The 25,987-nt window shown below is 72.2% G+C and carries 18 protein-coding genes; 3 read left to right on the forward strand and 15 right to left on the reverse strand.

The features are described 5' to 3' along the window. Positions 1 to 21: 21 nt before the first annotated feature. The 12 genes from ACWEPF_RS21615 to folC all read right to left on the reverse strand — a co-directional run bounded on the left by ACWEPF_RS21615 (position 22) and on the right by folC (position 17,015). Positions 22 to 3,570 (reverse strand): Rne/Rng family ribonuclease, encoded by a 3,549-nt coding sequence (locus ACWEPF_RS21615; RefSeq protein ID WP_452173804.1) that lies wholly within the window; start codon positions 3,568 to 3,570, stop codon positions 22 to 24. A gap of 415 nt (positions 3,571 to 3,985) precedes the next feature. Beyond that, positions 3,986 to 4,747, reverse strand: coding sequence for a TIGR03936 family radical SAM-associated protein (locus ACWEPF_RS21620; protein WP_449795515.1), 762 nt, complete (start codon positions 4,745 to 4,747; stop codon positions 3,986 to 3,988). Between the two features lie 47 nt (positions 4,748 to 4,794). After that, complete coding sequence (locus ACWEPF_RS21625) at positions 4,795 to 6,174, reverse strand: hypothetical protein (protein ID WP_452173805.1); 1,380 nt, start codon at positions 6,172 to 6,174, stop codon at positions 4,795 to 4,797. 82 nt (positions 6,175 to 6,256) lie between these two features. Then, positions 6,257 to 8,185: a TIGR03960 family B12-binding radical SAM protein gene (locus ACWEPF_RS21630; protein ID WP_345282374.1), complete on the reverse strand. Its 1,929-nt coding sequence runs from the start codon at positions 8,183 to 8,185 to the stop codon at positions 6,257 to 6,259. An 84-nt stretch (positions 8,186 to 8,269) separates the two neighbouring features. Then, positions 8,270 to 9,460 (reverse strand): rod shape-determining protein RodA, encoded by a 1,191-nt coding sequence (gene rodA / locus ACWEPF_RS21635; RefSeq protein WP_345282372.1) that lies wholly within the window; start codon positions 9,458 to 9,460, stop codon positions 8,270 to 8,272. Continuing rightward, entirely contained in the window at positions 9,460 to 11,673 is a 2,214-nt protein-coding gene (mrdA, locus tag ACWEPF_RS21640; protein ID WP_452173806.1) for a penicillin-binding protein 2, read from the reverse strand. The genes rodA and mrdA overlap by 1 nt, the downstream gene beginning before the upstream one ends. A gap of 13 nt (positions 11,674 to 11,686) precedes the next feature. Then, positions 11,687 to 12,328, reverse strand: a complete 642-nt coding sequence (mreD, locus tag ACWEPF_RS21645) for a rod shape-determining protein MreD (protein WP_345282368.1) — start codon at positions 12,326 to 12,328, stop codon at positions 11,687 to 11,689. 2 nt (positions 12,329 to 12,330) lie between these two features. Further along, positions 12,331 to 13,221 (reverse strand): rod shape-determining protein MreC, encoded by an 891-nt coding sequence (gene mreC / locus ACWEPF_RS21650; protein ID WP_345282366.1) that lies wholly within the window; start codon positions 13,219 to 13,221, stop codon positions 12,331 to 12,333. An 84-nt stretch (positions 13,222 to 13,305) separates the two neighbouring features. Further along, positions 13,306 to 14,331, reverse strand: a complete 1,026-nt coding sequence (locus tag ACWEPF_RS21655) for a rod shape-determining protein (RefSeq protein WP_345282492.1) — start codon at positions 14,329 to 14,331, stop codon at positions 13,306 to 13,308. A gap of 304 nt (positions 14,332 to 14,635) precedes the next feature. Beyond that, positions 14,636 to 15,049: a nucleoside-diphosphate kinase gene (gene ndk, locus ACWEPF_RS21660; RefSeq protein ID WP_345282364.1), complete on the reverse strand. Its 414-nt coding sequence runs from the start codon at positions 15,047 to 15,049 to the stop codon at positions 14,636 to 14,638. A 237-nt stretch (positions 15,050 to 15,286) separates the two neighbouring features. After that, positions 15,287 to 15,613: a DUF4233 domain-containing protein gene (locus tag ACWEPF_RS21665; protein WP_452173807.1), complete on the reverse strand. Its 327-nt coding sequence runs from the start codon at positions 15,611 to 15,613 to the stop codon at positions 15,287 to 15,289. 1 nt (position 15,614) lies between these two features. Next, entirely contained in the window at positions 15,615 to 17,015 is a 1,401-nt protein-coding gene (folC, locus tag ACWEPF_RS21670; protein WP_380149973.1) for a bifunctional tetrahydrofolate synthase/dihydrofolate synthase, read from the reverse strand. A gap of 153 nt (positions 17,016 to 17,168) precedes the next feature. Between folC and ACWEPF_RS21675 the strand changes: the two genes are divergently transcribed. The 3 genes from ACWEPF_RS21675 (at position 17,169) to ACWEPF_RS21685 (ending at position 21,363) form a co-directional block, all read left to right on the forward strand. Further along, entirely contained in the window at positions 17,169 to 18,590 is a 1,422-nt protein-coding gene (locus tag ACWEPF_RS21675) for a glycosyltransferase family 2 protein (protein WP_452173808.1), read from the forward strand. A 26-nt stretch (positions 18,591 to 18,616) separates the two neighbouring features. Continuing rightward, positions 18,617 to 19,744 (forward strand): non-hydrolyzing UDP-N-acetylglucosamine 2-epimerase, encoded by a 1,128-nt coding sequence (wecB, locus tag ACWEPF_RS21680; RefSeq protein ID WP_449795518.1) that lies wholly within the window; start codon positions 18,617 to 18,619, stop codon positions 19,742 to 19,744. Positions 19,745 to 19,842: 98 nt separating this feature from the next. Next, on the forward strand, positions 19,843 to 21,363 hold the full coding sequence (locus ACWEPF_RS21685; RefSeq protein ID WP_345282358.1) for a chitinase: 1,521 nt from the start codon (positions 19,843 to 19,845) through the stop codon (positions 21,361 to 21,363). Positions 21,364 to 21,374: 11 nt separating this feature from the next. On the opposite strand, the gene ACWEPF_RS21690 is transcribed toward ACWEPF_RS21685, so the two are convergent. The 3 genes from ACWEPF_RS21690 to ACWEPF_RS21700 form a co-directional block, all read right to left on the reverse strand. Beyond that, positions 21,375 to 21,890, reverse strand: coding sequence for a hypothetical protein (locus ACWEPF_RS21690; RefSeq protein ID WP_345282356.1), 516 nt, complete (start codon positions 21,888 to 21,890; stop codon positions 21,375 to 21,377). A gap of 133 nt (positions 21,891 to 22,023) precedes the next feature. Then, a complete protein-coding gene (mreB, locus tag ACWEPF_RS21695; protein ID WP_452173809.1) occupies positions 22,024 to 23,067 on the reverse strand; it encodes a rod shape-determining protein MreB in 1,044 nt (347 codons plus the stop codon). Between the two features lie 204 nt (positions 23,068 to 23,271). After that, the gene (locus ACWEPF_RS21700; RefSeq protein ID WP_452173810.1) at positions 23,272 to 25,911 is read right to left on the reverse strand and encodes a valine--tRNA ligase; all 2,640 of its coding nucleotides are present in this window, start codon (positions 25,909 to 25,911) and stop codon (positions 23,272 to 23,274) included. Positions 25,912 to 25,987 lie beyond the last annotated feature (76 nt).

A 25,987-nucleotide genomic window follows, 5' to 3' on the forward strand; every position in this document is an offset into this window, starting at 1 on the left:
CGACCGCCCCGGCACCAGGGCTTACTCGGCCGCCGAATCACCCTCGGCGGCCGCGGCCTTCTTGGCCGCCGCGCTGGTCCGCTTGGTGGCGGTCTTGCGGGCGGTGGTCTTCTTGGCCGCGGCGGCGGTGGTCTTCTTCGCTGCCGTGGTCTTCTTCGCGGCGGTCTTGCGGGCCGCGCGCTTCTTGGGCGCCGGCGCCTCCTCCTCGGCCGGGGCCTCGGGCTCGGCGGCCTCCGCGACGGGGGCCTCCTCGACCGGCGCCTCGGCGACCGGCTCGGTGGCGACCGGCTCGGCGACGACCTCGACGGTCTCGGCGACCGGCTCGGCCACCTCGACTGCCGGGGCCTCCGCAGCGGGCGCCCCGGCGGCCGACAGCGCGGCCTCCATGGCGGCCTCGGCGCGGGCCTGCAGCACCACGATCTCCGCACCGCCGGGGGTGCCCGCCGGAGCGGTCGCCTTCCGGACGGCCCGGCGGCGGGTGCGCCCGGCCGGAGCGGCCGGAGCGGCCGGGATCTCCACCAGGTCGACCGCCGGAGCGGCCACGGCCACCGGCTCCTCCTCGCGGAGGGTCACCAGGGGCTCCTCGCGGAGGGTGACCAGCGGCTCCTCGCGGAGCGTCACGATCACCGGCTCCTCCTCGACCGCGATCTCCAACTGCTCGCCGCCGGAGACGATTTCGAGGTCGTCGTGCTCGTGCTCGTGGGTCTCGACCGCCTGCGGCTCCTCGGCCGCGGCGCCGCCCTTGCCCCGGCGACGGCGCTTGGAGCCGCCCGCGGCGGCCTCACCGGCCGTGCCGACCGGGCCACCGCCGCCGCCCTGGGAGGTGGGCTGCTCCATGTGCACGATGACGCCGCGCCCGTTGCAGTGCACGCAGGGCTCGGAGAAGGACTCCAGCAGGCCCTGGCCGACCCGCTTGCGGGTCATCTGCACCAGGCCCAGCGAGGTGACCTCGGCCACCTGGTGCTTGGTCCGGTCCCGGCCGAGGCACTCCAGCAGGCGGCGCAGCACCAGGTCGCGGTTGGACTCCAGCACCATGTCGATGAAGTCGATCACGATGATGCCGCCGAGGTCGCGCAGCCGGAGCTGACGGACGATCTCCTCGGCCGCCTCGATGTTGTTCCGGGTGACGGTCTCCTCGAGGTTGCCGCCCTGGCCGACGAACTTGCCGGTGTTGACGTCGACCACGACCATCGCCTCGGTCCGGTCGATCACCAGCGAACCGCCGCTGGGCAGCCAGACCTTGCGGTCCAGCGCCTTCATCAGCTGCTCGTCGATCCGGTAGGTGGCGAACACGTCCACGTCGGAGGTCCACCGCTGCAGACGCTCCGTCAGGTCGGGCGCCACGTTGGAGACGTACTCGTGGATGGTGCTCCAGGCCTCGGCGCCGGAGACGATGACCTTGGAGAAGTCCTCGTTGAAGATGTCGCGGACGACCCGGACGGTCATGTCCGGCTCGCCGTAGAGCAGCGCCGGGGCGTTGCCGGAGGCGGCCTTCTTCTGGATCTCCTCCCACTGCGCCTGCAGGCGCTGCACGTCACGGGTCAGCTCGTCCTCGCTGGCGCCCTCGGCGGCGGTGCGCACGATCACGCCCGCGTCGTCCGGGACGATCTTCTTGAGGATCTGCTTGAGACGGGCGCGCTCGTTCTCCGGCAGCTTGCGGGAGATGCCGGTCATCGAGCCCTCGGGCACGTAGACCAGGTAGCGGCCGGGCAGCGAGATCTGGCTGGTCAGGCGGGCGCCCTTGTGGCCGATCGGGTCCTTGGAGACCTGCACCAGGACGGACTGGCCGGACTTGAGCACCGACTCGATCCGGCGCGGGCCGCCGTGGCCCATGGCACCGAAGTTGACCTCACCGGCGTAGAGCACCGCGTTGCGGCCCTTGCCGATGTCGACGAAGGCGGCCTCCATCGACGGCAGCACGTTCTGGACCTTGCCCAGGTAGACGTTGCCGACGTACGAGGTGGCCTGCTCCTTGTTGACGTAGTGCTCGACCAGCACGTTGTCCTCGAGCACGCCGATCTGGGTGCGCTGGCCGTTCTGACGGACCACCATGACCCGCTCGACCGACTCGCGGCGGGCCAGGAACTCGGCCTCGGTGATGATCGGCACCCGGCGGCGGCCCAGCTCGCGGCCCTCGCGGCGGCGCTGCTTCTTGGCCTCCAGGCGGGTGGAGCCCTTGATGGACTGCACCTCGTCCGGGTCGAACGACGGCTCGGCGGAGCGGCGGCGCGGCTCGCGCACCTTGACCACGGTGCGGACGCCGTCCTCGGTGGTCTCGGCGGCCGGCTCGGCGCCCGCCTCACCGCTGCGGCGGCGACGGCGGCGACGGCGGCGCGAGGAGGCCAGGCCACCGGCCAGGTCGTCGTCCTCGTCGCCCTCGGCGTCGGCGTCGGCCTCCTCCTCGGCGGCCGGCTCCTCGGCGGTCAGCTCGGTGGCCTCCGGCTCCTCGGCCTCACCGCGGCGGCGGCGACGGCCACCGCGACGGCGACGGCGGGACGGACGGTCGTCCTCCCACTCGTCCTGCTGCTCCTGGGGCGCCGTCAGCTCGGCGGGCTCCTCCTCGGCCGGGGCCTCGACCTGGACCGGCTCCTGACGGGCCGTCTCCTGCCGCACCGGCTCCTGACGGACCGGCTCGGGGCGGGCCTGCTCGCGGCGCGGCTGGGTCTGCACCCGGACCGCGCGGCGGTCGCGACGGCGGCGGCCGACGCCGCTGTACTCGTACTCGTCCTCCTCGGACTTCACGGTCACCGGGGCGGCCGGGGCCGCCGTGACGACGACGGCCTCCGGGACGGCGGCCGCGACGGCCGCGGGCTTCTCCGGGGCGACGTAGGGGGCGGGCTCCTGGAAGACCGGGGCCTGGAAGATCGCGGTGGACGGGCGGACCGCACGGCGGCGGGCGCGCGGCGGGGCGGCGTCCTCGACCACCGGCTGCGGCTCGGGCTCGACGACCGGGGCCTCGGCGACGGTCTCCTCGACCGCCTCCGGCTCCTCCTCCGGAGCCACCTCGGCGGCCGGCTCCACGACGGTCTCCTCGACCACCGGGGCGGCCTCGACCACGCGGCGGCGGCGGGTGCGGCGGGCCGGGGCGGCGGGCTCCTCGGCCACCGGCTCGGCGGCGGCCTCGGCCGGAGCCTCGACGGCGGCGGGCACGGCGGCCACGACTGCCTCGGCGGTCAGCGGCTCGGCGGCCGGCTTGGCCTCGGCGCGCTTGCGGGTGCGGCGGGCCTTGGGCTTCTCCTCGGCCACCGGCTCGGCGGCGGGGGCCTCGGCCGGGGCCTCGACCGCGGCGGGCTCGGTGGTGACCACCGGGGTGGCCTCCGGCGCACCGGCCGGGGACTCGGCGCGCTTGCGGGTGCGGCGGGCCCGGACCGGCTTCGCCTCGGCGACCGGCTCGGCCTGCTCGACCGCGGGGGCCTCGTGCGTCTCGGCCGGCAGCACCGTCTCGGCGGCCTCGGCGGCGGCGCCCTGCGGGGTGCCCGCCGGGCGGGACACGGCGCGGCGGCGACGACGCGGCGGGGCGGCGTCGGCCTCGGGCGCGTTCTGCTGTTCGCTGTTCTCGTTATCGAGCATGCGGGTGGATCTCCCGTCAGGCCCCCGGGCTCCGCATCCGGGCACGTCGCGACGCCGCCGGGCCGGCCGGGCCGCGGGTTCGCGGGCCCGACCGCCTGGGCGTCGCCGTGCGGACGCGAGGCCGCACAGGGGCTCGTAGTCTCGCTCGGCGCCCCGCACGGTGCGGGGTGTCGAAAGTCTTCTGGTACCGACCAGTCTTCTGTGGTTGTCCGGCCTGCGCCGTTGCCCCGTCCCGGATGGCTGCCGGAGGGGTCCTCGGGCCCACCACCCATCCGGGGTGGCGGGCCACAAGGGGCTGGCCTGCGTCGACGCCCGCCCCCCTGGGGAGCCGTGGCGGCCCGGAGCGGCAAGGCCCGGAAGCCGGGCCTGCCCTCCTCCCGCCAGGCGGACGCAGGTGCGCGCGGCCCGGCGGCCTCTAGCCGGCCGGGGCCGCGGCGCGGTCGAGCGCCAGCGGGTCGGTCACCGTGCCGGTCTCTGCGTCGAGCGGCCCCTGCGCCAGCCTGGTCACCTCAGCGGGGACCGGCGGCGCCAGGTCGGCCGTCGCACGGAGACCGGACAGAACGTCGTCGGGTCGTACGGCGGGTGTGGCGTGTCGTACTACCAGCCGCAGTATCGCACAGGGTCCGGCGCTACGAACATCGCGCGTACCGTCCGTACCGGTGTTGTTACCGTCGCCCACCTGCGGCGCAAGGAGCTCCAGCGCGGCCACCGCGCCGCGCGCGTCGAAGACCCGGATGCCGTTCTTCGTCTGGCGTTCGACCTCGACCCGCTCCTCGGCCAGGAACAGGGCGATCGCGCGGGCCGCCTCCTCGTCGGTGACCCGGTCCAGCCGGACCTTCCACTCGGAGGCCTCCAGGCGCTCCACGAAGTGCGGCGTGCGCACCTCGACGGCGTCGATCACGTCCAGGCCGGGCGGCAGCGACTCGTCGAGCTGCGCGCGCAGCGCCTCCGGGTCGCGGGCCTCGGCGAGGCCGATCTCCAGGTACTCCGCCTCGCTGGCCACCCCGGTCGGGGCGGCGTTGGCGTACGAGACCTTGGGGTGCGGGGTGAAACCCGCCGAATAGGCCATCGGGACCGCCGAACGGCGGAGCGCGCGCTCGAACGCCCGCTGGAAGTCACGGTGGCTGGTGAAGCGCAGACGGCCGCGCTTGGTGTAGCGGAGACGGATGCGCTGCACCGTCGGCGCGGGCGGCGGACCGTCGGGCGTGCGGCGTGCCAGGGCGCTCAGTCCTTAGTCAGTGGGTCGGGCCGGCCGCTCGCGTGATGGGCTCCGGCCGGACTTCTGTCAGCGTCAAGGGTACGGCCTGTGCCGCCCACCAGCGCCCGCCTGGCCTCCCGGGCCGCCTCCCGGACGGAGGACCAGGCCCGGCGCAGCTCGTCCTTGACGGGCCACCAGACCTCCTGGCGCACCCAGCGGCAGGGCCGCAGCACCGCGAACCGCCACAGCCGCCCGGCCAACCTCCAGGCCTGGCCCAGCAGTTGACCGACCGTCCGGAGCACCGGGGACAGCAGCACCCGCCAGAGCCATCCCAGCGGAATCACCAGCAGGTACCGCAGCAGCACGCCGAGGGCCCGGCCGAGGGCGTTCAGGACCGTGAGCAGACCGCGCAGCAGCCGGACCAGTCCGCGCAGGCAGGCGGCCAGCACCTCCACCAGCCCGTGCCAGATCGGGGTGAGCACCGAGCGCAGGAGCCAGCGGAGCGGGGCCGCCACCAAGGTCCGCCCGGTCCAGGCCACCGCGCGGCCGAGCAGGACCAGCCCGGCCCGGACGCCCCGGGCGGACAGCACCAGCCCGGCCCACAGGGCCCGGCCGAGCGGGGCCAGCACCGACTTCCCGAACCACTCCAGCGGGACCAGGAGCCCCCAGTACAGCAGCCAGGCCAGCGGCAGCAGCACACCGTTCCGGCCGAGCCAGAGCAGCCCCCGGCCACCGGCGACCAGCGCGGCGCCGAGCGCGAACAGCGCGACCACCAGGCCGCGCCCGGACGGACGGAGCACCCGGCGGCCGACCCAGCCGCCCGGCCGGACCAGCAGGGTCGCCCCGAGCCACCGCGCCGCGGCCGCCAGGGCCCGCCCACCCCGGACCAGCCCGTGGCCGGTCGCCACCAGAGCGGCCAGCAGCGCCCGCCCGACCGGGGCCAGCACCCGGGTGCCGAACCACAGCAGCGGGCGCAGCAGCAGCGTCCCGACCAGCCAGCCGATCGCCCGGCCCGCCGCCGTCAGGCACCACGCCACGCCCCGCGCGAACGGGCGCAGCACGTACGCGTCCAGCTGCCGGACGGTCCACGCCACGGCGCGTCCCACGGCCACCAGCCCGCGCCACAGCACCCGCAGCACGGCCGCCACGGCACGCCCGACCGGCGTCAGCAGGTACGCGTACAGCGCCTTGCCGGTCCAGCCGAGGGCGCGCCCGACCGGAGCGATCAGGTAGCTGTGGACCGCCCGGCCGGCCGAGGCCAGCGCGCGCGAGGCGGCGCGCCAGGCCAGCACCAGCAGCTCCCAGACGAAGCGGACCGGCACCACCACCGCGAACGCGAGGATCCTGGCGGGTATCCGCACCACCGCGACCAGGCAGCCCTCGGCCGGTCTGTCGTGCTCGTCCATGAACGGGCTCCCCCCGTGAAACGACCTGACGGTCCCTTCCGTGCAGCACGCACGGGAGGGACCGCCGGGTTCCTTGCCTGTGTTACGAGTTGACGACCGTGAGCGGCAGCAGCTTCTTGCCGGTGGGGCCGATCTGGATGTGGGTGTCCATCTGGGGGCAGACGCCGCAGTCGAAGCACGGGGTCCAACGGCAGTCGTCGACCTCGACCTCCTCCAGCGCGTCCTGCCAGTCCTCCCAGAGCCAGTCCTTGTCGAGGCCGCTGTCCAGGTGGTCCCAGGGCAGCACCTCCTCGTAGGTGCGCTCGCGGGTGGTGTACCAGTCCACGTCGACGCCGGTGCCGGCCAGGCCCTTCTCGGCGGCCGCCATCCAGCGGTCGAAGGAGAAGTGCTCGCGCCAGCCGTCGAAGCGGCCGCCGTCCTCGTAGACGGCGCGGATCACGGCGCCGATGCGGCGGTCACCGCGGGAGAGCAGGCCCTCGATGATGCCGGGCTTGCCGTCGTGGTAGCGGAAGCCGATGTTCTTGCCGTACTTGCGGTCGCCGCGGATCGAGTCGCGCAGCTTGGCCAGGCGGGCGTCGGTGGCCTCGGCGGAGAGCTGCGGGGCCCACTGGAACGGGGTGTGCGGCTTGGGCACGAAGCCACCGATGGAGACGGTGCAGCGGATGTCGTTCTGGCCGGTGACCTCGCGGCCCTTCTGGATCACGTTCTTGGCCATCACGCCGATCTGGAGCACGTCCTCGTCGGTCTCGGTGGGCAGGCCGCACATGAAGTACAGCTTCACCTGGCGCCAGCCGTTGCCGTACGCGGTGGAGACCGTACGGATCAGGTCCTCCTCCGAGACCATCTTGTTGATGACCTTGCGGATGCGCTCGGAGCCGCCCTCGGGGGCGAAGGTGAGGCCGGAGCGGCGACCGTTGCGGGTCAGCTCGTTGGCCAGGTCGATGTTGAAGGCGTCGACCCGGGTGGAGGGCAGCGAAAGGCCGATCTTGTCCTCGGTGTAGCGGTCGGCCAGGCCCTTGGCGATCTCGCCGATCTCGGTGTGGTCGGCGGAGGAGAGCGACAGCAGGCCGACCTCCTCGAAGCCGGTGGCCTTGAGGCCGCGCTCCACCATCTCGCCGATGCCGGTGATGCTTCGCTCCCGCACTGGGCGCGTGATCATGCCGGCCTGGCAGAAGCGGCAGCCGCGGGTGCAGCCGCGGAAGATCTCGACGGACATCCGCTCGTGCACCGTCTCGGCGAGCGGGACCAGCGGCTGCTTGGGGTACGGCCACTCGTCCAGGTCCATGACGGTGTGCTTGGAGACGCGCCACGGCACGCCCTCGCGGTTGGCCACCACGCGGGCGATCCGGCCGTCCTCCAGGTACTCCACGTCGTAGAACCGCGGCACGTAGAAGGCGCCGGTGCGGGCCAGCCGGAGCAGCACCTCGTCACGGCCGCCGGGGCGGCCCTCGGCCTTCCAGGCCCGGATGATCTCGTTCATGTCGAGCACGGCCTGCTCGCCGTCGCCGACCACCGCGACGTCGATGAAGTCCGCGATCGGCTCCGGGTTGAACGCCGCGTGGCCGCCGGCCAGGACGATCGGGTCGTCCAGGCCGCGGTCGGCCGCGAGCATCGGGATCCCGGCCAGGTCGAGCGCGGTCAGCATGTTGGTGTAGCCGAGCTCGGTGGAGAACGACAGGCCGAACACGTCGAAGGCGCGCACCGGGCGGTGGGCGTCGACCGTGAACTGCGGGACGCCGTGCTCGCGCATCAGCTTCTCGAGGTCCGGCCAGACGCTGTAGGTGCGCTCGGCGAGCACGCCCTCGCGCTCGTTGAGCACCTCGTACAGGATCATGACGCCCTGGTTGGGCAGGCCGACCTCGTAGGCGTCCGGGTACATCAGGGCCCAGCGGACGTCCGCCGAATCCCAGTCCTTGACGGTCGAGTTGAGCTCGCCGCCGACGTACTGGATCGGCTTCTGGACGTGCGGGAGGAGGGCCTCCAGGCGTGGGAAGACCGATTCGACTGACATGCGGTGAGCCCTTTGCGACGCGGAACGGGGTGACCCTTCAGGGTAGCCGAACCCGGATGCGTCAAGTTCCGCGCACGGAGTCGGTCAGATCCCTATCGGCCGCTGGGTGCGGACGCACTGGAGCAGGCCGACGCCGATCCAGACCGCGAACATCGAGGAGCCGCCGTAGGAGACGAACGGCAGCGGGATGCCCGCCACCGGCATGATGCCGAGGTTCATCCCGATGTTCTCGAAGGCCTGGAAGGCCAGCCAGGTGATCACGCCGGCCGACACGATCGTGCCGAACAGGTCGGTGGCCTGCCGGGCGATCTTGCAGGCCCGCCAGAGCACCACGCCGAGCAGCAGGATCAGCCCGAGCGCGCCGACGAAGCCGAGCTCCTCGCCGGCCACCGTGAAGACGAAGTCGGTCTGCTGCTCGGGGACGAACTGACCGGTGGTCTGGGTGCCCTTGAACAGGCCCATCCCGGTCAGACCGCCGGAGCCGATCGCGATCCGGGCCTGGGCGGTGTTGTAGCCCACACCGGCCGGGTCGAGCGCGGGGTTGGCGAAGGCGGCGAAGCGGTCGATCTGGTACTTGCTCAGCACGCCGAGCTGCCAGATCGCCACCGCCCCGCCGACGCCGGCGGTGATCAGGCCGAAGACCCACTTGTTGGCGGCGCCGGAGGCCAGCAGGATGCCCATGATCGCGACGCCCATCACCATCACCGAGCCGAGGTCCGGCATCAGCATGACGACCGCCATCGGGACGGCGGCCAGGCCGAGCGCCATCAGCACCGAGCGGTCCGAGGGGAAGGCCCGCTCCCCCGCGTCGACCTGGGCGGACAGCACCAGGGCCATCACCAGCACGATCGCCAGCTTGGCGAACTCGGCGGGCTGGATGGAGAAGCCGCCGCCGAACTGGATCCAGGCCTTGGCGCCGTTGATGGTGGAGCCGAGCGGGGTGAGCACGGCCATCAGCATCAGCAGGGTGATGACGTAGACGAAGGGCACGGCGGTGCGCAGGCGCCGACTCCCTATCAACACCACCACCACGAACAGGCCGAGACCGATCGCCAGGTTGGTGAGGTGACGGTAGAGGAAGTACTGCGGGTCCCCGTGGGTCAGCGAGTCGCGGCCCCGGGTCGCCGACCAGATCAGCAGCGAGGAGCCCAGCGAGAGCACCAGCGCGGCCAGGATCATCAGCCAGTCCAGCCGCCGCAGCGGGGAGTCCTTGGCCAGCGCCTTGCCGACCGCGCCGCGCCGCGGCGGGAACCCGTAGGAGCTGTAGGAGGTCATCAGCGGGTCCTCCGGACGGTCGGCTCCAGTGCGGGGAGGGCGAGCATCAGGGGCACCGTCGGCGGGGTCTTCGGCGCCGGGTCGAGGAAGGTCGCACCGGGCTCGAAGGAGACCGGCTTCACGGCGGTGCCGTCCGGGTTGAACTTGGGCAGCTCGCCCTGCGGCTTGGTGAGCAGGGCCTTGCCGGTGTCGATGTTGCCCTTGTCGTCCACGCCGTAGATGGCCTGGTAGATGCGGCGGACGGCGTCACCGGAGGCGCCGGAGCCGGTACCGGCCTGACTCATCGTCATGACCACCGCGTAGTCGCGGCTGTAGGTGGTCAGGTAGGAGGTGGTCTGCTTGCCGAAGACCTCGGCGGTGCCGGTCTTGGCGTGCAGCTCGATCTTGCCCTGCGGCCAGCCCGCGCCGGTGAACTTCCAGGCGGCGGAGCCCTGCTCGACGACGCCCTTGGTGGCCTCGTCGATGTACTGCAGGGTGCGGGCGTCGGTGGGGATCTTCCCGTCCTCGTGCGGGGCGATCTCCCGGACCAGGGTGCCGTCCGGGGCGACCACGGCCTTGGCCACGGTCGGCCGGTAGAGCGTGCCGCCGTTGGACAGCGCGGCGTAGATCCGGGCCATCTGGAGCGGCGTCACCAGGGTGTCGCCCTGGCCGATGGAGTAGTTGACCGCGTCACCGGCGCGCATCTGGTAGCCGTCGGCGCAGTTCTCCTTGGCCACCAGGGTGCCGTAGTCGTTGCCGCCGGACTGCGCCTGCTTGCACCAGGCGTCCTTGTTGGCGTCGTAGTACTCCTGCTTCCACTGGCGGTCCGGGATCCGGCCGGCCGCCTCGCTGGGCAGGTCGATGCCGGTCTTGGCGCCGAGGCCGAACTGCTTGGCGGTCTTGTAGAACCAGTCCTTGGCGTCCTTCTTCGGCTTGATCCCGCCGTCGGCCATCCACTGGTCGTAGGCCAGGCCGTAGAAGACCGTGTCGCAGGAGACCTCCAGGGCGCGGGCCAGGCTGATCGAGCCGTAGCCCTTGCTCTCGAAGTTCTTGAACTCGCGGCCGCCGAAGGTCAGCGAGCTGGGGCAGGCGTAGTTGCCGCTGAGCGAGTAGCCGGCCTGGGCGGCGGCCGCGGTGGAGACCACCTTGAAGGTGGAGCCGGGGGCGGACTGACCCTGTATGGCCCGGTTCAGCAGCGGGTAGTTGGACTCCTTGCTGGTGAGGGCCTGGTAGTCCTTGCCGGCGATGCCGCCGACCCAGAGGTTGGGGTCGTAGGTCGGGGCACTGGCCATGGCGACGATCCGGCCCGTGTGCACGTCCATCACCACGGCCGCACCGGAGTCGGCCTCGTAGTTGCGGTGGGTGTCCTTGTCGACCACCTTGCGGGCGTCGACCATGGCCTGGGCGAGGTTGTCCTCGACGGCCTTCTGCACCCGGGCGTCGATCGAGGTGACCAGGTTGTTGCCGGGCTGGGCCGGGGTCTTGCCGGCGCTGCCGATCACCCGGCCGAGGTTGTCCACCTCCAGCCGGTCGATGCCGGTGGTGCCGCGCAGGTCGTTGTCGTAGACGGACTCCAGGCCGGCCCGGCCGATCTGGTCGACGGGCAGGCGGCGCTCCCGGCCGGGCTTGTCCTTGGTCTTCTGCACCTCGTCGTCGGTGACGGGCGAGAGGTAGCCGAGCACCTGGGCCAGGTTGGCGCCCTCGACGCCGGTGTAGCGGCGCAGCGAGGTGGGCTGGGCGGTGACGCCGGGGAAGTCCTCGCGGCGTTCCATTATCTGCATCGCCTGCTGGGTGGTGGCCGCCTTGGTGACCGGGATCGGCTGGTACGGCGAGCCGTTCCAGCACGGCTGCGGCGTCTTGGCGTCGCAGAGCCGGACCTTGTCCTGGACGTCCTTGGCGGGCATCCCGAGCACGTCCGCGAGCCGGGCCAGCACGGCCTTGCCGCGGTCCTTCTGCTGGAGCAGCTCGGTACGGCTGACCGAGACCACCAGCTTGGCCTCGTTGCCGGCCAGGATGCGGCCGGAGGCGTCCAGGATCTCGCCGCGGACGGTCGGCTCGACCACCTCGCGGATGTGGTTGCCGGCCGCCTTCTCGGTGTACTCCTTGCCGGTGCGGATCTGGAGGTACCAGAGCCGCCCGCCGAGGGTGGCGAGCAGGGACAGCACCAGGACCTGGAGCACGATCAGACGGATCGTCACCCGCGGGGTGCGGCCGGTCTCCGGGATGTTGGTCACGGGTGGTCGCTCCTCACGGGCGCTTGGCGAGGCCGGGGATCCGCCGCTTCTTGCCGTAGCCCGGCAGTGCGGAGACCTCCCGGGTGGTCTTGTAGCGGGAGAGGGTGCCCAGGCCCGAGCTGTTGCCGTCCTCGGACTCGGTGATCACCGGGGCGCCGTCGAAGCGGCGGGCCAGGGCCATCACGGCGGGCACCACGAAGGGGGCCAGCAGCACGTCGTAGAGCAGCGCGCTGAACACCAGGCCGGTCAGGCCGACGTGCCGGGCCGCGGTGTCGCCGACCAGGGCACCGACCATCGCGTACAGCAGGGTGGAGGCGACCGCGGCGACCGCGACCACCAGCAGCGCGCTGAGCGCCGAGCGCTGGCGGCTGCCCTCGGGGCGGAGCAGGCCGGCCGCGTAGCCGAGCAGGCAGAGCACCAAGGCGTAGCGGCCGACGGCGTGGTCGGACGGCGGGGCCAGGTCGGCCAGCAGACCGGCCGCGAAGCCAATCACGCTGCCGCTGGTCGGGCCGTAGACCAGGGCGAGGCCGACCACCACCAGGAGCATCAGGTCCGGTGTGGCACCGGGCAGTTGGAGCCGTCCGAGCACGCTGACCTGGACCACCAGGGCCAGCATCAGCAGGACGGCGGGAAGCACGATCCGGTTGATCCGCATGGTCAGTTCCCCCCTGCGGTCGGGTTGGCGGGCTGGGCCGGCGGCAGCACGGCGTCGCGCGGGTCGGTGCGCGGCGGGACGACCACCACGCCGACCAGGTCGAGGCGGGTGAACTGCACGTACGGCTCGACCAGCACGGTCTTGGTGAGCTGGCCGGGGGTGGCCTCGACCTCGACCACCTTGCCGACCGGGACGCCGGGCACGAACGGGCGGCCGCTCTGCGAGCCGAAGGTGACCAGCCGGTCCCCCGGCTTGACCTGGGCCTTGCCGTTAAGCAGCGAGACCTTCATCGGGCCGGTGCCCTGGCCGTTGGCGAAGCCGATCTCGCCGCTGCCCTCCAGCCGGGTACCGGCGCTGAAGCCGGGGTCCGAGGCGAGCAGCACGGTGGCGGTGGTCGGCGCGATGGTGGTGATCCGGCCGACCAGGCCCTGGCCGTTGATCACGGTCATGTCCCGGGTCAGGCCGTCGTCGCTGCCGGCGTCGATGGTGATGGTCCAGGAGAAGGCCTGGGCCGCGCCGATCGCGATCACCTGGGCGGCCTTGACGGTGTATCCGCCGTTGCCCGCGGTGCGCAGCAGCTCGTCCAGCTGCTTGGTGCGGCCCGAGGCGGTGTCCGAGGAGGCGACCCGCTGGCGCAGCTCGGTGTTCTCCCGGGTGATCTGGTCCAGCCGGGCCTGGTGGGTGCCGGCGTCCCGGACGGCGCGGACGGTGCCCGCGACCGGGTCGACGGCACCGGCGGCCGCCCGCTCGACCGGGCCGAGCGCGCTCGCCGCGAACCGTCGGGCACCGCTGAGCGGAGAGCCCTCGCCGCCCTTGATGTCCACGGTGATCAGCGCGAACGCGACCGCCACCAGCAGGACGAGCAGTAGTCGGCTCTCTCGTGTGTCCCTCACGGTGCGGGAGCTGCCCTTCGGTGCCGGGCCCCCGGCCGCTGTGGACGGCTGAGGGCCCCTCAGTTGACTTGTCTGTTCGGATGCTTAACGACGGGGCTGGGCGTCGAGTACCTGCTGGAGCGCCTCGAACTCCTCGACGCACTTGCCGGAGCCGAGCGCGACCGAGTCCAGCGGGTTCTCCGCGATGTGGATCGGCATGCCGGTCTCCCGGCGCAGCCGCTCGTCCATGCCGCGCAGCAGGGCACCGCCGCCGGTGAGCACGATGCCGCGGTCCATCACGTCGCCCGCCAGCTCCGGCGGGCACTGGTCCAGGGTGGTCTTCACCGCGTCGATGATGGAGTTGACCGGCTCGTCGATCGCCTCGCGCACCTCGGCCGCGGAGATCACCACGGTCTTCGGCAGCCCGCTGACCAGGTCGCGGCCGCGGATCTCGGCGTGCTCGTCCTTCTCCCCTTCGAGGGCGAAGGCGGAGCCGATGCTCATCTTGATCTGCTCGGCGGAGCGCTCGCCCAGCAGGAGGCTGTACTCCTTCTTGATGTGCTGGACGATCGCGTTGTCCAGCTCGTCCCCGGCCACCCGGATGGACTGCGCGGTGACGATCCCGCCCAGCGAGATCACCGCGACCTCGGTGGTGCCGCCGCCGATGTCCACCACCATGTTGCCGGTGGCCTCGTGCACCGGGAGCCCGGCGCCGATCGCGGCCGCCATCGGCTCCTCGATGATGTGCACCTGGCGCGCGCCGGCCTGGGCGCTGGCCTCGATCACGGCGCGGCGCTCCACTCCGGTGATGCCGGAGGGCACGCAGACCACGACGCGCGGGCGGGCCAGGTAGCGGCGGCGGTGGATCTTCAGGATGAAGTACCGCAGCATCCGCTCGGTGATCTCGAAGTCGGCGATCACGCCGTCCTTCAGCGGGCGGATGGCGACGATGTTGCCCGGCGTGCGGCCGATCATCTTCTTCGCCTCGGAGCCCACCGCGAGGATGCCGCCGGTGTTGGTGTTCACCGCGACCACCGAGGGCTCGTTGAGCACGATTCCCTTGCCCCGGACGTAAACCAGCGTGTTGGCCGTGCCGAGGTCGATCGCCATGTCACGGCCGATGAACGACAGGTTGTTGCCCATGGGGTGTGTGGTGCCTTCCCGAGCTCGGATGCAGATGGCGGGGAGATGGGGGTGGGTGACGGCCGACGGCCGTACCGGGCCCGCGAATTGTGCTCCATCGTAGCCACGCCGGTCGTCACGGACTGCTCGGACTGCGAGGTACGGGATGCCGCCCATTCTCCGGCGGCCCGACGGCATCTCCGAGGATTGGGACGCCGTGTCGGGGCTCCGAGTTCCGTATATGAGGATCAAACGCCGATATTCACCCGACCGGTCCCGAGGGGGCCGGGACCGGTCGGGTGATGACCGTCCGTCAGGCGTGGGACGGGAAGAAGATCTTGATCTCGCGCTCGGCCGAGGCCTCGGAGTCGGAGGCGTGGATCAGGTTCTCGCGGGTGATGGTGGCGAAGTCACCGCGGATGGTGCCGGGGCCGGCCTGCAGCGGGTCGGTCGCGCCGGCGAGGGCCCGGACGCCCGGGATCACGTTCTCGCCCTGGACGATCAGGGCGATGGACGGGCCCGAGGTCATGAACTCCAGCAGCGGCTCGTAGAAGGGGCGGCCGACGTGCTCGGCGTAGTGCTCCTCCAGCGTCGCGCGGTCGAAGGTCCGCAGCTCGACGGCGGCGAGCCGCCAGCCGGCCTTGCGCTCGATCCGGCTGATGATCTCGCCGGCCAGGCCGCGCTTGACGGCGTCGGGCTTGAGCAGGACGAGAGTGCGCTGGGACACGGTACGGCTCCTGGGGACTAGGCGTCGGTCACCCAGCAGGTTACCTTGCGTGAACGTTCGCCAGATGGCCGGAGGGTGACCGCCCGGGGGAACGTGCGGCCGGGGGCGCGAGGAACTGCGCGCAGGGGAACGGCAGCACGTGCAACTGGCTGACGGAGCCTCAGTTGCAGGTGAGCCGCCTTCCGACTCGCGCAGTTCCCCGCGCCCCCGGGTCGCTGCCCTACCGAGCGTCAGCCGTCAAGCCGCGCGGGCCGCCTTGATCTCGTCGATCTTGCGGCCGTAGTGGACCGAGCACCACCAGAGGCCGGCGAAGACGACGCCGAGGCCGAACATGGTGGGGAGGATGAAGCCGCTGAGGATCAGTCCGATCTGCAGGGCCCAGCCGACCGCCACCGCGCCGGGGCGGGTGATCGCTCCGCAGAGCAGCACGCAGAGCAGCATCGCGACCCCGCTCACCGCCCAGACGGTGCCCGTCCCGACGTCGGAGAGCTGCATCGCGACCAGCGCCGCGAACATGATCAGCAGTGCCTCGCCGATCAGGGTGGAGGAGCAGAGGGTCCGCACGTCACTTCCTCCCGAGCAGGATGCGGGCCTCGCCGATGGTGATCACCGAGCCGGTGACGATGACGCCGGCGCCGCCGAGGTCCTCCTCCTCGGCCGCCGTGATCGCCGCCTCGATCGCGTCGTCGAGCCGGGGCTCGACCCGGACCCGGTCCTCGCCGAAGATCTCCACCGCGATCGCGGCGAGCTGGTCGACGGGGGTGGCGCGGTGGGTGGAGTTCTCGGTGATGACCACCTCGGCCAGGATCGGCTCGAAGGCTTCCAGGAAGCCGGAGGCGTCCTTGTCGCCGCTGGTGGCGATGACGCCGACCAGCTTGGAGAAGCCGAAGGACTCGCGGATCGCCTCGACGCTGGCCTGCGCGCCGTGCGGGTTGTGCGCGGCGTCCAGGATGACGGTGGGGCTGCGCCGGATGACCTCCAGGCGGCCGGGCGAGGAGACGCCGGAGAAGCCCTGGCGGACCTTGTCGATGTCGAGCCGGTCGCCGCCGGACTTGCCGCCGACGCCGAAGAAGGCCTCGACCGCGCAGAGCGCGAGCGCCGCGTTGTGGGCCTGGTAGGCGCCGTGCAGCGGAATGAAGATGTCCTCGTACTCGGCGCCGCCGATCCCACGGATCGTCACCATCTGCCCACCGACGGCCACCTCACGGCGGATCACGCCGAACTCCATGCCCTCGCGGGCCACGGTGGCGTCCACCTCGACGGCGCGGCGCAGGATCGCCTCGGCGGCGTCCAGCGGCTGCTGGGAGACCACGGCCAGGCCGCCGGTCTTGATGATGCCGGCCTTCTGGGTGCCGATCTCGCCGGTGGTGTTGCCGAGGCGGTCGGTGTGGTCCAGGCCGATGGGGGTGATGACGGAGACGGCGGCGTCGATGACGTTGGTGGCGTCCCAGGTGCCGCCCATGCCGACCTCGACCACCGCGACGTCGATCGGGGCGTCCGCGAAGGCCGCGTAGGCCATGCCGGTGAGCACCTCGAAGAAGGACATCGCGATGGGCTGCTGCTGGTCGACCATCTCGACGTAGGGCTCGATGTCCCGGTAGGTCTCGATGAACTTGTCGACGCTGATCGGCGCGCCGTCCAGGCTGATCCGCTCGGTCACCGACTCGACGTGCGGGCTGGTGTAGCGGCCGGTGCGCAGCTCGAAGGTGTTGAGCAGCTGCTCGATCATCCGGGCGGTGGAGGTCTTGCCGTTGGTCCCGGTGATGTGGATCGCCGGATAGGCCCGCTGGGGCTGCCCGAGGATGTCCATCAGCGCCCGCATCCGGTCGAGCGAGGGCTCGATCTTGTTCTCCGGCCAGCGCTTGGAGAGGGCGGTCTCGATCTCGCGCAGCTCGCCGTGGTGGTCGGCGGCGTCCGGGTTGCCGGGGCGGATCGTGTACGGGTTCTGCGGGGCCTTGTCGCTCACGCGGACAGTGTACGGAGCCCACACGGAGCTCGGAGCGGGTGAGGCCGGTCACCTTGCAAACATTTAGCAAAGTTGATGGTTACAGTGGAAAACTATGGCGGCCAATGATGATCACCATGGATTCGTAGTCGATCATCCGTTTGGAGCCCACCTTTGGACGTCCTGCGCTCCTTCTTCCTCGCCCACGAGGCCCAGGTGCTGTGGACCGCCCACCTCCTCTCCCTGGTGCTGCTGGCCTACATGGTCCTGGTCTTCGGCCGGTTCCTGCTCTACTGGGCCGGCTCCGCGCACGCCTTCCGGCGCAACCGCCCGGCCGAGCCGGGCGACCCGGGGGCGTTCGCGTGGCACCTGGTGATCCCCTGCCGGGACGAGGAGGCCGTGGTCCGGCAGACCCTGGACGGGCTGCGCCGCAGCGCGCCCGAGGCGCACCTGTGGGTGGTCGACGACGACAGCGAGGACCGCACCCGGGAGCTGGTGCTGGAGGCCGCCGGGCAGGACCCGCGGATCCACCTGGTGCAGCGCCGCCGGCCGGACGCCCGGATCGGCAAGGGCGCCGCGCTGAACGCGGCCTACCGGCAGATCACCGCCTGGCTGCCGGAGGGCACCGACCACGAGCGGGTGGTGCTCGGCGTGGTGGACGCGGACGGCGAACTGGAGCCCGGGGCGCTGGCGATGGTCGCCACCGACAAGGCGATGGGCCGTCAGGACACCGGCGCGGTGCAGATCGGCGTCCGGATGCGCAACGCCGACGACGAGCGCCCGCTGCCCGGCCGCGGCCGGATCGCCAACGGCTTCGCCCGCTACCTGGTGCGGATGCAGGACGTCGAGTTCCAGGCCAGCAACGCCGGGATGCAGCTGCTGCGCCGCCGCACCGGAAGCGTCGGCCTCGGCGGGAACGGCCAGTTCGTCCGGCTCTCCGCGCTGGACGCGCTGGCCGGGGACGAGCAGGCTCCGTGGCCCGAGCGGGCACTGCTGGAGGACTACGAGTCCGGCCTCGAACTGCGGCTGGCCGGCTACCGGCTGACGCACGTCCACGAGACCCGGGTCTCCCAGGAGGGCCTGGTCTCCGGCCGGCGCTTCCTCACCCAGCGGACCCGCTGGGCGCAGGGCAACATGCAGTGCCTGCGCTACACCTGGCGGGTCCTCAGGTCGCGGCACTACGGGCCCGCCGGCAAGGCCGAGGTGCTCTACACCTTCCTGCAGCCGGTGGTCGCCGTGCTGCTGGTGCTGCTCTTCCCGGTCTCGCTGGGCATCTCGCTGGCCACCCGGGTCTTCTACCCGGCGGACGCGCTGGCCTTCGAGGAGCGGTTCGGCCCGTGGATGGCGCTGGCCTTCCTGGTCGCCGCCCTGCCGCTGGTGCTCTGGGGCCTGTCCTACCGCCGCACCGCGTACCCCGACCGCAGCCGGCTGACCGGGCTGCTCTGGGGCATCGGCCTCTGGCTGTACACGTACCACATCTTCCTGGTGGCCACCCGGGCCGCCGTCCGGCTGCTGCTCGGCCGCAACGGCTGGGCCAAGACCCGGCGCAACGCCGAACGCACCGCCGCCGGCGCCCCCACCGCACTCGAAGCCTGACCGGCTCCATCCCGAACGGACCCCCCGTGACCACCTGCTCCCCCTCCCCCGCCCGGATCGCCGTCGTCCTCGGCACCCGCCCCGAGCTGGTCAAGCTCGCCCCGCTGATCCACGAGCTCGGACCGACGGCCCGCCTGGTGCACACCGGGCAGCACTGGGACGAGGCCATGTCCGGCCAGTTCCTGCGCGAACTCGACCTGCCCGAACCCGAATTGCTCTCCGGCGTGGGCGGCCGCCCGCGGGCCGGCCAGGTGGCCGCCGCGCTGGCCCAGCTGGAGACCGCGTTCACCGCCGAGCGCCCGGGCGCCGTGGTGGTGCAGGGCGACACCAACGCCACCCTGGCCGGGGCGCTGGCCGCCAACGCGCTGGGCATCCCGCTGGTGCACGTGGAGGCCGGGCTGCGCAGCCGCGACCGCGCGATGCCGGAGGAGCACAACCGGGTGATGGTCGACCACATCGCCGACCTGCTCTGCGCGGCCACCGAGGAGAACGCCGCCAACCTGCGCGCCGAGTCGGTCACCGGCGAGGCGATCGAGCTGACCGGCAACACCGTGGTCGAGGTGGTGGAGCGTCAGCTCCCGGACGCCGCGGCGCGGGCCGCACTGCTGGCCCGGTACGGCCTGACCGAGGACGCCTACGTGCTGGCCACCGTGCACCGGCCGGAGAACACCGACACCGCCGAGGCGCTCGGCGCCGTCCTCACCGAGCTGGACCGGATCGCCGCCGCCGGCACCGCCGTGCTCCTCCCGATGCACCCGCGCACCCGGTCCGCCGTGGAGCGCTTCGGCCTGGCGGCACTGCTGGCCCGGCTGACCGTCACCGAGCCGGTCGGGTACGGGGACTTCCTCGGCCTGGCCCGGCACGCCGCGCTGCTGGTCTCCGACTCGGGCGGGGTCCAGGAGGAGTGCACCGTGCTCAAGCGGCCGCTGCTGGTGGTCCGCCGCTCCACCGAGCGCCCCGAGGCGGTGGACGCGGGCTTCGCCGCCCTGGTGCCGCCCGGCCCGGAGCTCGGCACCCTGGCCGCCGCCTGGCTGGCCGACACCCCCGAGCGGCTGGCCCGGCTGGCCTCGACCCCGAGCCCGTACGGCGACGGCCTGGCCAGCGAGCGGATCGCCCGGCTCACCCTGGCGCTGGCCGGGCCCTTGACAGCCTGAGTGGTCTACTCCACCGTGTGTCCCACGTCACTGGTCCAGACCGGTGACCACTCCCTGCACTGCTCCGCACCATCCTCACTCCCCCACACGGAGATGGCATGCGCGCAAGAAGCACGGTGAACATCCTCCTGACCGCCCTGGTCGCCACGGCGCTCGCGGTGATCGGCCTGCTGCTGAGCTCCCCGGGCGCCCGGGCGGCGGACGTGGACCTGATCGTCAACGGCGGGCTGGAGAGCGGCGACCACCTCGCCCCGTGGAGCTGCTCCGCGGGGCAGGGTGCGACCGGCCAGACGCACAGCGGCAGTTACGCCCTGAAGGCCACCCCCTCGGCGGGCGACAACGCCCAGTGCACCCAACGGGTGACGGTCAAGCCCTCCTCCACCTACGTGCTGACCGCGTGGGTGAACGGGCCGTACGTCTACCTCGGCGCCACCGGCACCGGCTCCACCGACCCCAGCACCTGGACCAACTCGACCAGTTGGACCAAGCTCAGCACCACCTTCACCACCGGTGCCTCGACCACCTCGGTCACCGTCTACCTGCACGGCTGGTACGGCCAGGGCGCCTACCTCGCCGACGACATCTCACTGGTCGGTCCGGGCACCCCCTCGCCCAGCCCGTCCACCTCGGTCAGCCAGAGCCCCAGCCCCAGCCCGAGCACCTCGGCGAGCCCCAGCACCTCGGCCAGCCCCAGCCCCAGCCCCTCGCCCAGCGGTTCGCAGCCGCCCAACAAGCACCTGCTGACCGGCTACTGGCAGAACTTCGACAACGGCGCCACCGTCCAGCGGATCAGCGACGTGCCGGCCGCGTACGACATCATCGCGGTCTCCTTCGCCGACGCCACCGGCACGCCGGGCGGCATCTCCTTCACCCTCGACCCGGCACTGTCGAGCAAGCTCGGCGGGTACACCGCCGCGCAGTTCAAGGCCGACGTCGCCGCCAAGCGGGCGGCCGGCAAGAAGGTGATCGTCTCGGTCGGCGGCCAGAACGGCACGGTGGCGGTGAACAGTTCGTCCTCCGCGACCACCTTCGCCAACACCGCCGCCGCGGTGATCCAGGAGTACGGCTTCGACGGGATCGACATCGACCTCGAGAACGGGGTGAGCGCCACCTACATGGGCCAGGCACTGCACTCGCTGGCCGGCAAGGTCGGCAGCGGCTTCGTGCTGACCATGGCCCCGCAGACCATCGACATGCAGTCCACCGGCGCGGAGTACTTCAAGCTGGCGCTGAACGTGAAGGACATCCTCACCATCGTCAACATGCAGTACTACAACTCCGGCGCGATGCTCGGCTGCGACGGCCAGGTGTACTCGCAGGGCACCGTCAACTTCCTCACCGCGCTGGCCTGCATCCAGCTCAAGGGCGGCCTGGCACCGCGTCAGGTGGGCCTCGGCGTGCCGGCCTCGACCAGCGCGGCGGGCGGCGGCTACGTCAGCCCGAGCGTGGTCAACGCGGCGCTGGACTGCCTGGCCGCCGGCACCAACTGCGGCACCTTCAAGCCCGACACCAAGTGGCCCGGCATCGGCGGCGCGATGACCTGGTCGACCAACTGGGACGCCAAGGCGGGCGGCGGCATCGCCACCACCGTCGGCGGCCACCTGCACGCGATGCCGTAACCGGGGCGGCGTCAGCCCTGGCGCGGGATGCCCGTCCGGGCCCCGTGCCGGTGCCGCAGCTCGGTGACGATCTCGGTGAGCTCCCCCTCCGGCAGGAAGGGGAGCATCATCGCGACCGCCTGGAGCAGCCCGCCGAGCAGGAAGGTGGTGTCGGGGGTGGCGGCCACCAGGGCCCGGACGGTGACCACGTCCCCGGCATCCACCGCCTCCAACAGCTCGGCCACACCGACGAGTTCCTCCTCGGTGTCGACCTCGGAGGTGTCCTCGGGGGCCCGACGGGCGAGCGCGCGGAGCACCCGGTCGGCCACCTGCGGGGCGTACGCCTTGCGGACCGCCTCGGCGGCGATCCACGCCAGCAGGGTGGTCACCTCGCCCTCGGCGTTCTCCGCGAGCAGCAGCTCCAGCTCGTGGTCGAAGGCGAGTTGGTTGCCGTGCCGGAACGCGAGCAGGAGGGTGGCCGCCCTGGCTTTCGCCTCGGTCACCTGCTCCGTCGGCAATTCGTCGGCCAACTCCCTGGTCACCACCACGCCGTGCCCTCCCGTCAGTCGACTACCTCGCCTCGGAACACCCACTTACCGTACACAGTCGAACTGCAAACACCGCTTAACCCGCGCGCAAAACAAGCAGACCCGATCGGCCTACGCCATTTAAGGAATTCACTCAGGCACTCACCGCGAAGGTGCGGCGCAGCTCCTCGACCTCCTCGACGCACTTGCCGGAACCGACCACGACGCAGTCCAGCGGATTCTCCGCGACCCGCACCGGCAGGCCGGTCTCCCGGGCGATCCGCCGGTCCAGCCCGCGCAGCAGCGCGCCGCCGCCGGTCAGCACGATGCCCTGGCCCATCACGTCCCCGGCCAGCTCCGGCGGGCAGCGGTCCAGGGTGCGCTTCACCTCGGCGACGATCTCGGCCACCGGCTCCTCCACCGCCCCGCGGACCTGAGCCGCCGTCACCAGGGCGGTCCGGGGCAGCCCGAGCACCGTGTCCCGGCCGCGCACCTCCAGCTCGGACGGGCCCTCGAAGACCTCGTCCTCCTCGGCCGAGCCGATCGCCAGCTTGACCTCCTCGGCGGTGCGCTCGCCGATCAGCAGGCCGTGGTCCTTCTTCACCTGCTTGACGATCACCTCGTCCATCCGGTCCCCGGCCACCCGGATCGAGCCGGCCGCCACCATGCCGCCCATCGAGACCACGGCCACCTCGGTGGTGCCGCCGCCGATGTCCACCACCATCGAGCCGGTGGGCTCCTGCACCGGCAGTCCGGCCCCGATCGCGGCCGCCATCGGCTCCTGGATCAGGTGCACCGAGCGGGCCCCGGCACTGCCGACCGCCTCGATCACGGCGCGCCGCTCCACCCCGGTGATGCCGCTGGGGACGCAGACCACCACCCGGGGCCTGGCCCGGAACCAGCGGCCGCCGGACCCGGTGGCCTTGGCCATCAGGTGGCGCAGCAGGTGCCGGGTGCCCTCGAAGTCGGCTATCACGCCGTCCTGGAGGGGCCGGGAGGCGACCACGTCCTCCGGGGTGCGGCCGAGGGTCCGCTTGGCCTCGGCCCCGACGCTGAGCACCTCCCCGGTCTTCCGGTCCACCGCGATCACCGAGGGCTCGTTCAGCACGATTCCCTTGCCGCGGAGGTAGACCAGGGTGTTGGCCGTTCCGAGGTCGATCCCGATGTCCTGCCCACGCCCCTGCCGGGTACCCGTCATTGGCCGCCGCCTTCCCGCATTCCGAACTCTTCGTGCACGTCCGCCGCCGACCAGCGTACGTGAGGGAATTCGGCCGAACGGGTTGCCCGGGGGGACGCAATCCGACGGGCAATCAGTTCCCCTGCGGGAAAAGACGGAGCCCGGAAACGCCCGAGGGCCGCACCTCCGCCGGAAGCGGGGGTGCGGCCCTCGGGTGGTGCGGCGTCAGCTCGCGGGCAGCGAGGCCAGCTGAGCGGTGATCCGGACGATGTCGGCCTCGGCGGCCTCCTGACGACCCTTGATCTTGGCCACCACGTCGTCCGGCGCCTTGGCGAGGAAGCCCTCGTTGCCGAGCTTGGCGGCGCACTGCGCCTTCTCCTTCTCGGCGGCGGCCAGGTCCTTGGCGAGGCGCTTGCGCTCGGCCGCCACGTCGATGGTGCCGGAGAGGTCGAGCGCCACCGTGGCCCCGGCCACCGGCAGCGAGGCGGTGGCCGAGAAGCCCTCCTCGGGCGCGGTCAGCCGCAGCAGCGAGCGGATCGCGTCCTCGTGGGCGGTCAGCGCGGTGCCGTCCAGGTCGACCGTGGCGGGGACCTTCTGACCCGGCTTCAGGCCCTGGTCGGAGCGGAACCGGCGGACCTCGGTGACCACCTGCTGGAGCAGCGCCACCTCGGCCTCGGCGGCCGCGTCGCGGCGGGACGGGTCGGCCTTCGGCCACTCGGCCACCACCAGCGACTCGGCGCCGGTGAGGGTGGTCCAGAGCGCGTCGGTGACGAACGGCACGATCGGGTGCAGCAGGCGCAGCGTCACGTCCAGCACCTCGCCGAGCACCCGGCGGGCCGCGTCGGCCTGCGGGCCGCCCTTGGCCAGGGTGGTCTTGGAGAGCTCGACGTACCAGTCGAAGACCTCGTCCCAGGCGAAGTGGAACAGCGCGTCCGAGAGCTTGGCGAACTGGTAGTCCTCGTACAGCGCGTCGACCTCGGCGGTGACGGCCTGGAGCCGGGAGAGGATCCAGCGGTCGACCGCGGTCATCTCCTCCGGGGCGGGCAGCGGCCCGTCCACGGTAGCGCCGTTCATCAGCGCGAAGCGGGTGGCGTTCCAGATCTTGTTGCAGAAGTTCCGCGAGCCCTTGACCCAGTCCTCGCCGATCGGCACGTCGGCGCCCGGGTTGGCGCCGCCGGCCAGGGTGAAGCGGACCGCGTCGGCGCCGTAGGCGTCCATCCAGTCCAGCGGGTCGACGGCGTTCGGGTTCGACTTCGACATCTTCTTGCCGAACTCGTCACGGACCAGACCGGTCAGCGCGATGGTGTGGAACGGCGCCTGACCGTCCATCGCGTACAGGCCGAACATCATCATCCGGGCGACCCAGAAGAAGATGATGTCGTGGCCGGTCAGCAGGACGTCGGTCGGGTAGAACTTCTCCAGGTCCGGGGTCTGCTCCGGCCAGCCCAGCGTGGAGAACGGCCACAGGCCGGAGGAGAACCAGGTGTCCAGGACGTCCGGGTCCTGGTGCCAGCCCTCGCCGGCGGGCGGCTGCTCGTCGGGGCCGACGCAGATGACCTCGCCGTCCGGGCCGTACCAGACCGGGATGCGGTGACCCCACCAGAGCTGGCGCGAGATGCACCAGTCGTACATGTTGTCGACCCAGTCGAAGTAGCGGCGCTCCATCTCCTTCGGGTGGATCTGGACCCGGCCGTCGCGGACGGCGTCGCCGGCGGCCTGCGCCAGCGGGTCGACCTTGACCCACCACTGCAGCGACAGGCGCGGCTCGACGATGGTGTGGCAGCGGGAGCAGTGGCCGACCGCGTGCATGTACGGGCGCTTCTCGGCGACGATCCGGCCCTGCTCGCGCAGCGCGCCGACCACGGCCGAGCGGGCCTCCAGCCGGTCCAGGCCGAGGAAGGGGCCGTGCACGGTGATGACGCCGTGGTCGTCCATCACGGTGAGGTTCGGCAGGCCGTGGCGCTGGCCGATGGCGAAGTCGTTGGGGTCGTGCGCCGGGGTCACCTTGACGGCGCCGGTGCCGAACTCCGGGTCGACGTGCTCGTCCGCGACGACCGGGATCTCACGGTCCGTCAGCGGCAGCTTGACGGTGCGGCCGATCAGGTGGGCGTAGCGCTCGTCGGACGGGTGGACGGCCACCGCGGTGTCGCCCAGCAGGGTCTCGGCGCGGGTGGTGGCGACCACGATCGAGTCGTCCCCGTCGCCGTAGCGGATCGAGACCAGCTCGCCGGCCTCGTCCTCGTGCTCCACCTCGATGTCGGAGAGCGCGGTGAGGCAGCGCGGGCACCAGTTGATGATGCGCTCGGCGCGGTAGATCAGACCGTCGTCGAAGAGCTTCTTGAAGATGGTCTGGACGGCCTTGGAGAGGCCCTCGTCCATGGTGAAGCGCTCGCGGGACCAGTCCACGCCGTCGCCGAGGCGGCGCATCTGGCCGAGGATCTTGCCGCCGTAGTTCTCCTTCCACTCCCAGACCTTCTCGACGAAGGCCTCGCGGCCCAGGTCGTGGCGGGAGAGGCCGGACTCGGCGAGCTGCTGCTCGACCTTGTTCTGGGTGGCGATGCCGGCGTGGTCCATGCCCGGCAGCCAGAGCGACTCGTAGCCCTGCATCCGCTTGCGGCGGGTCAGGGCGTCCATCAGGGTGTGCTGGAAGGCGTGGCCCAGGTGCAGCGCACCGGTGACGTTCGGCGGCGGGATGACGATGGTGTAGGCGGGCTTGTCGCTCTTCGCGTCGGCGGTGAAGTAACCGCGCTCCACCCAGCGCTCGTACAGCTCGCCCTCTACCTCCGCCGGGGCGTAGGTCGTCGGGAGGGTGGCTGCGTTGTCCCCGTCGAAGGTGCCGGGGCGCTGGTTCGTGGTGTCGGTCACGACGCACAGTTTACGTAAACCGGGAGACCGCTCACGACCGCCTTTCCGCCCGGCACCCGGACGGGGGGCGGCGAAC

Source organism: Kitasatospora sp. NPDC004289 (assembly GCF_053602875.1).

What these genes read in the sequence shown, in the direction of transcription:
- ACWEPF_RS21615 (WP_452173804.1), bottom strand. Translation starts at nt 3,570, where the DNA reads ATGCTCGATAACGAGAACAGCGAACAGCAGAACGCGCCCGAGGCCGAC.
- mreD (WP_345282368.1), bottom strand. Translation starts at nt 12,328, where the DNA reads ATGCGGATCAACCGGATCGTGCTTCCCGCCGTCCTGCTGATGCTGGCC.
- rodA (WP_345282372.1), bottom strand. Translation starts at nt 9,460, where the DNA reads ATGACCTCCTACAGCTCCTACGGGTTCCCGCCGCGGCGCGGCGCGGTC.
- mreB (WP_452173809.1), bottom strand. Translation starts at nt 23,067, where the DNA reads ATGACGGGTACCCGGCAGGGGCGTGGGCAGGACATCGGGATCGACCTC.
- ACWEPF_RS21625 (WP_452173805.1), bottom strand. Translation starts at nt 6,174, where the DNA reads ATGGACGAGCACGACAGACCGGCCGAGGGCTGCCTGGTCGCGGTGGTG.
- ACWEPF_RS21630 (WP_345282374.1), bottom strand. Translation starts at nt 8,185, where the DNA reads ATGTCAGTCGAATCGGTCTTCCCACGCCTGGAGGCCCTCCTCCCGCAC.
- ACWEPF_RS21685 (WP_345282358.1), top strand. Translation starts at nt 19,843, where the DNA reads ATGCGCGCAAGAAGCACGGTGAACATCCTCCTGACCGCCCTGGTCGCC.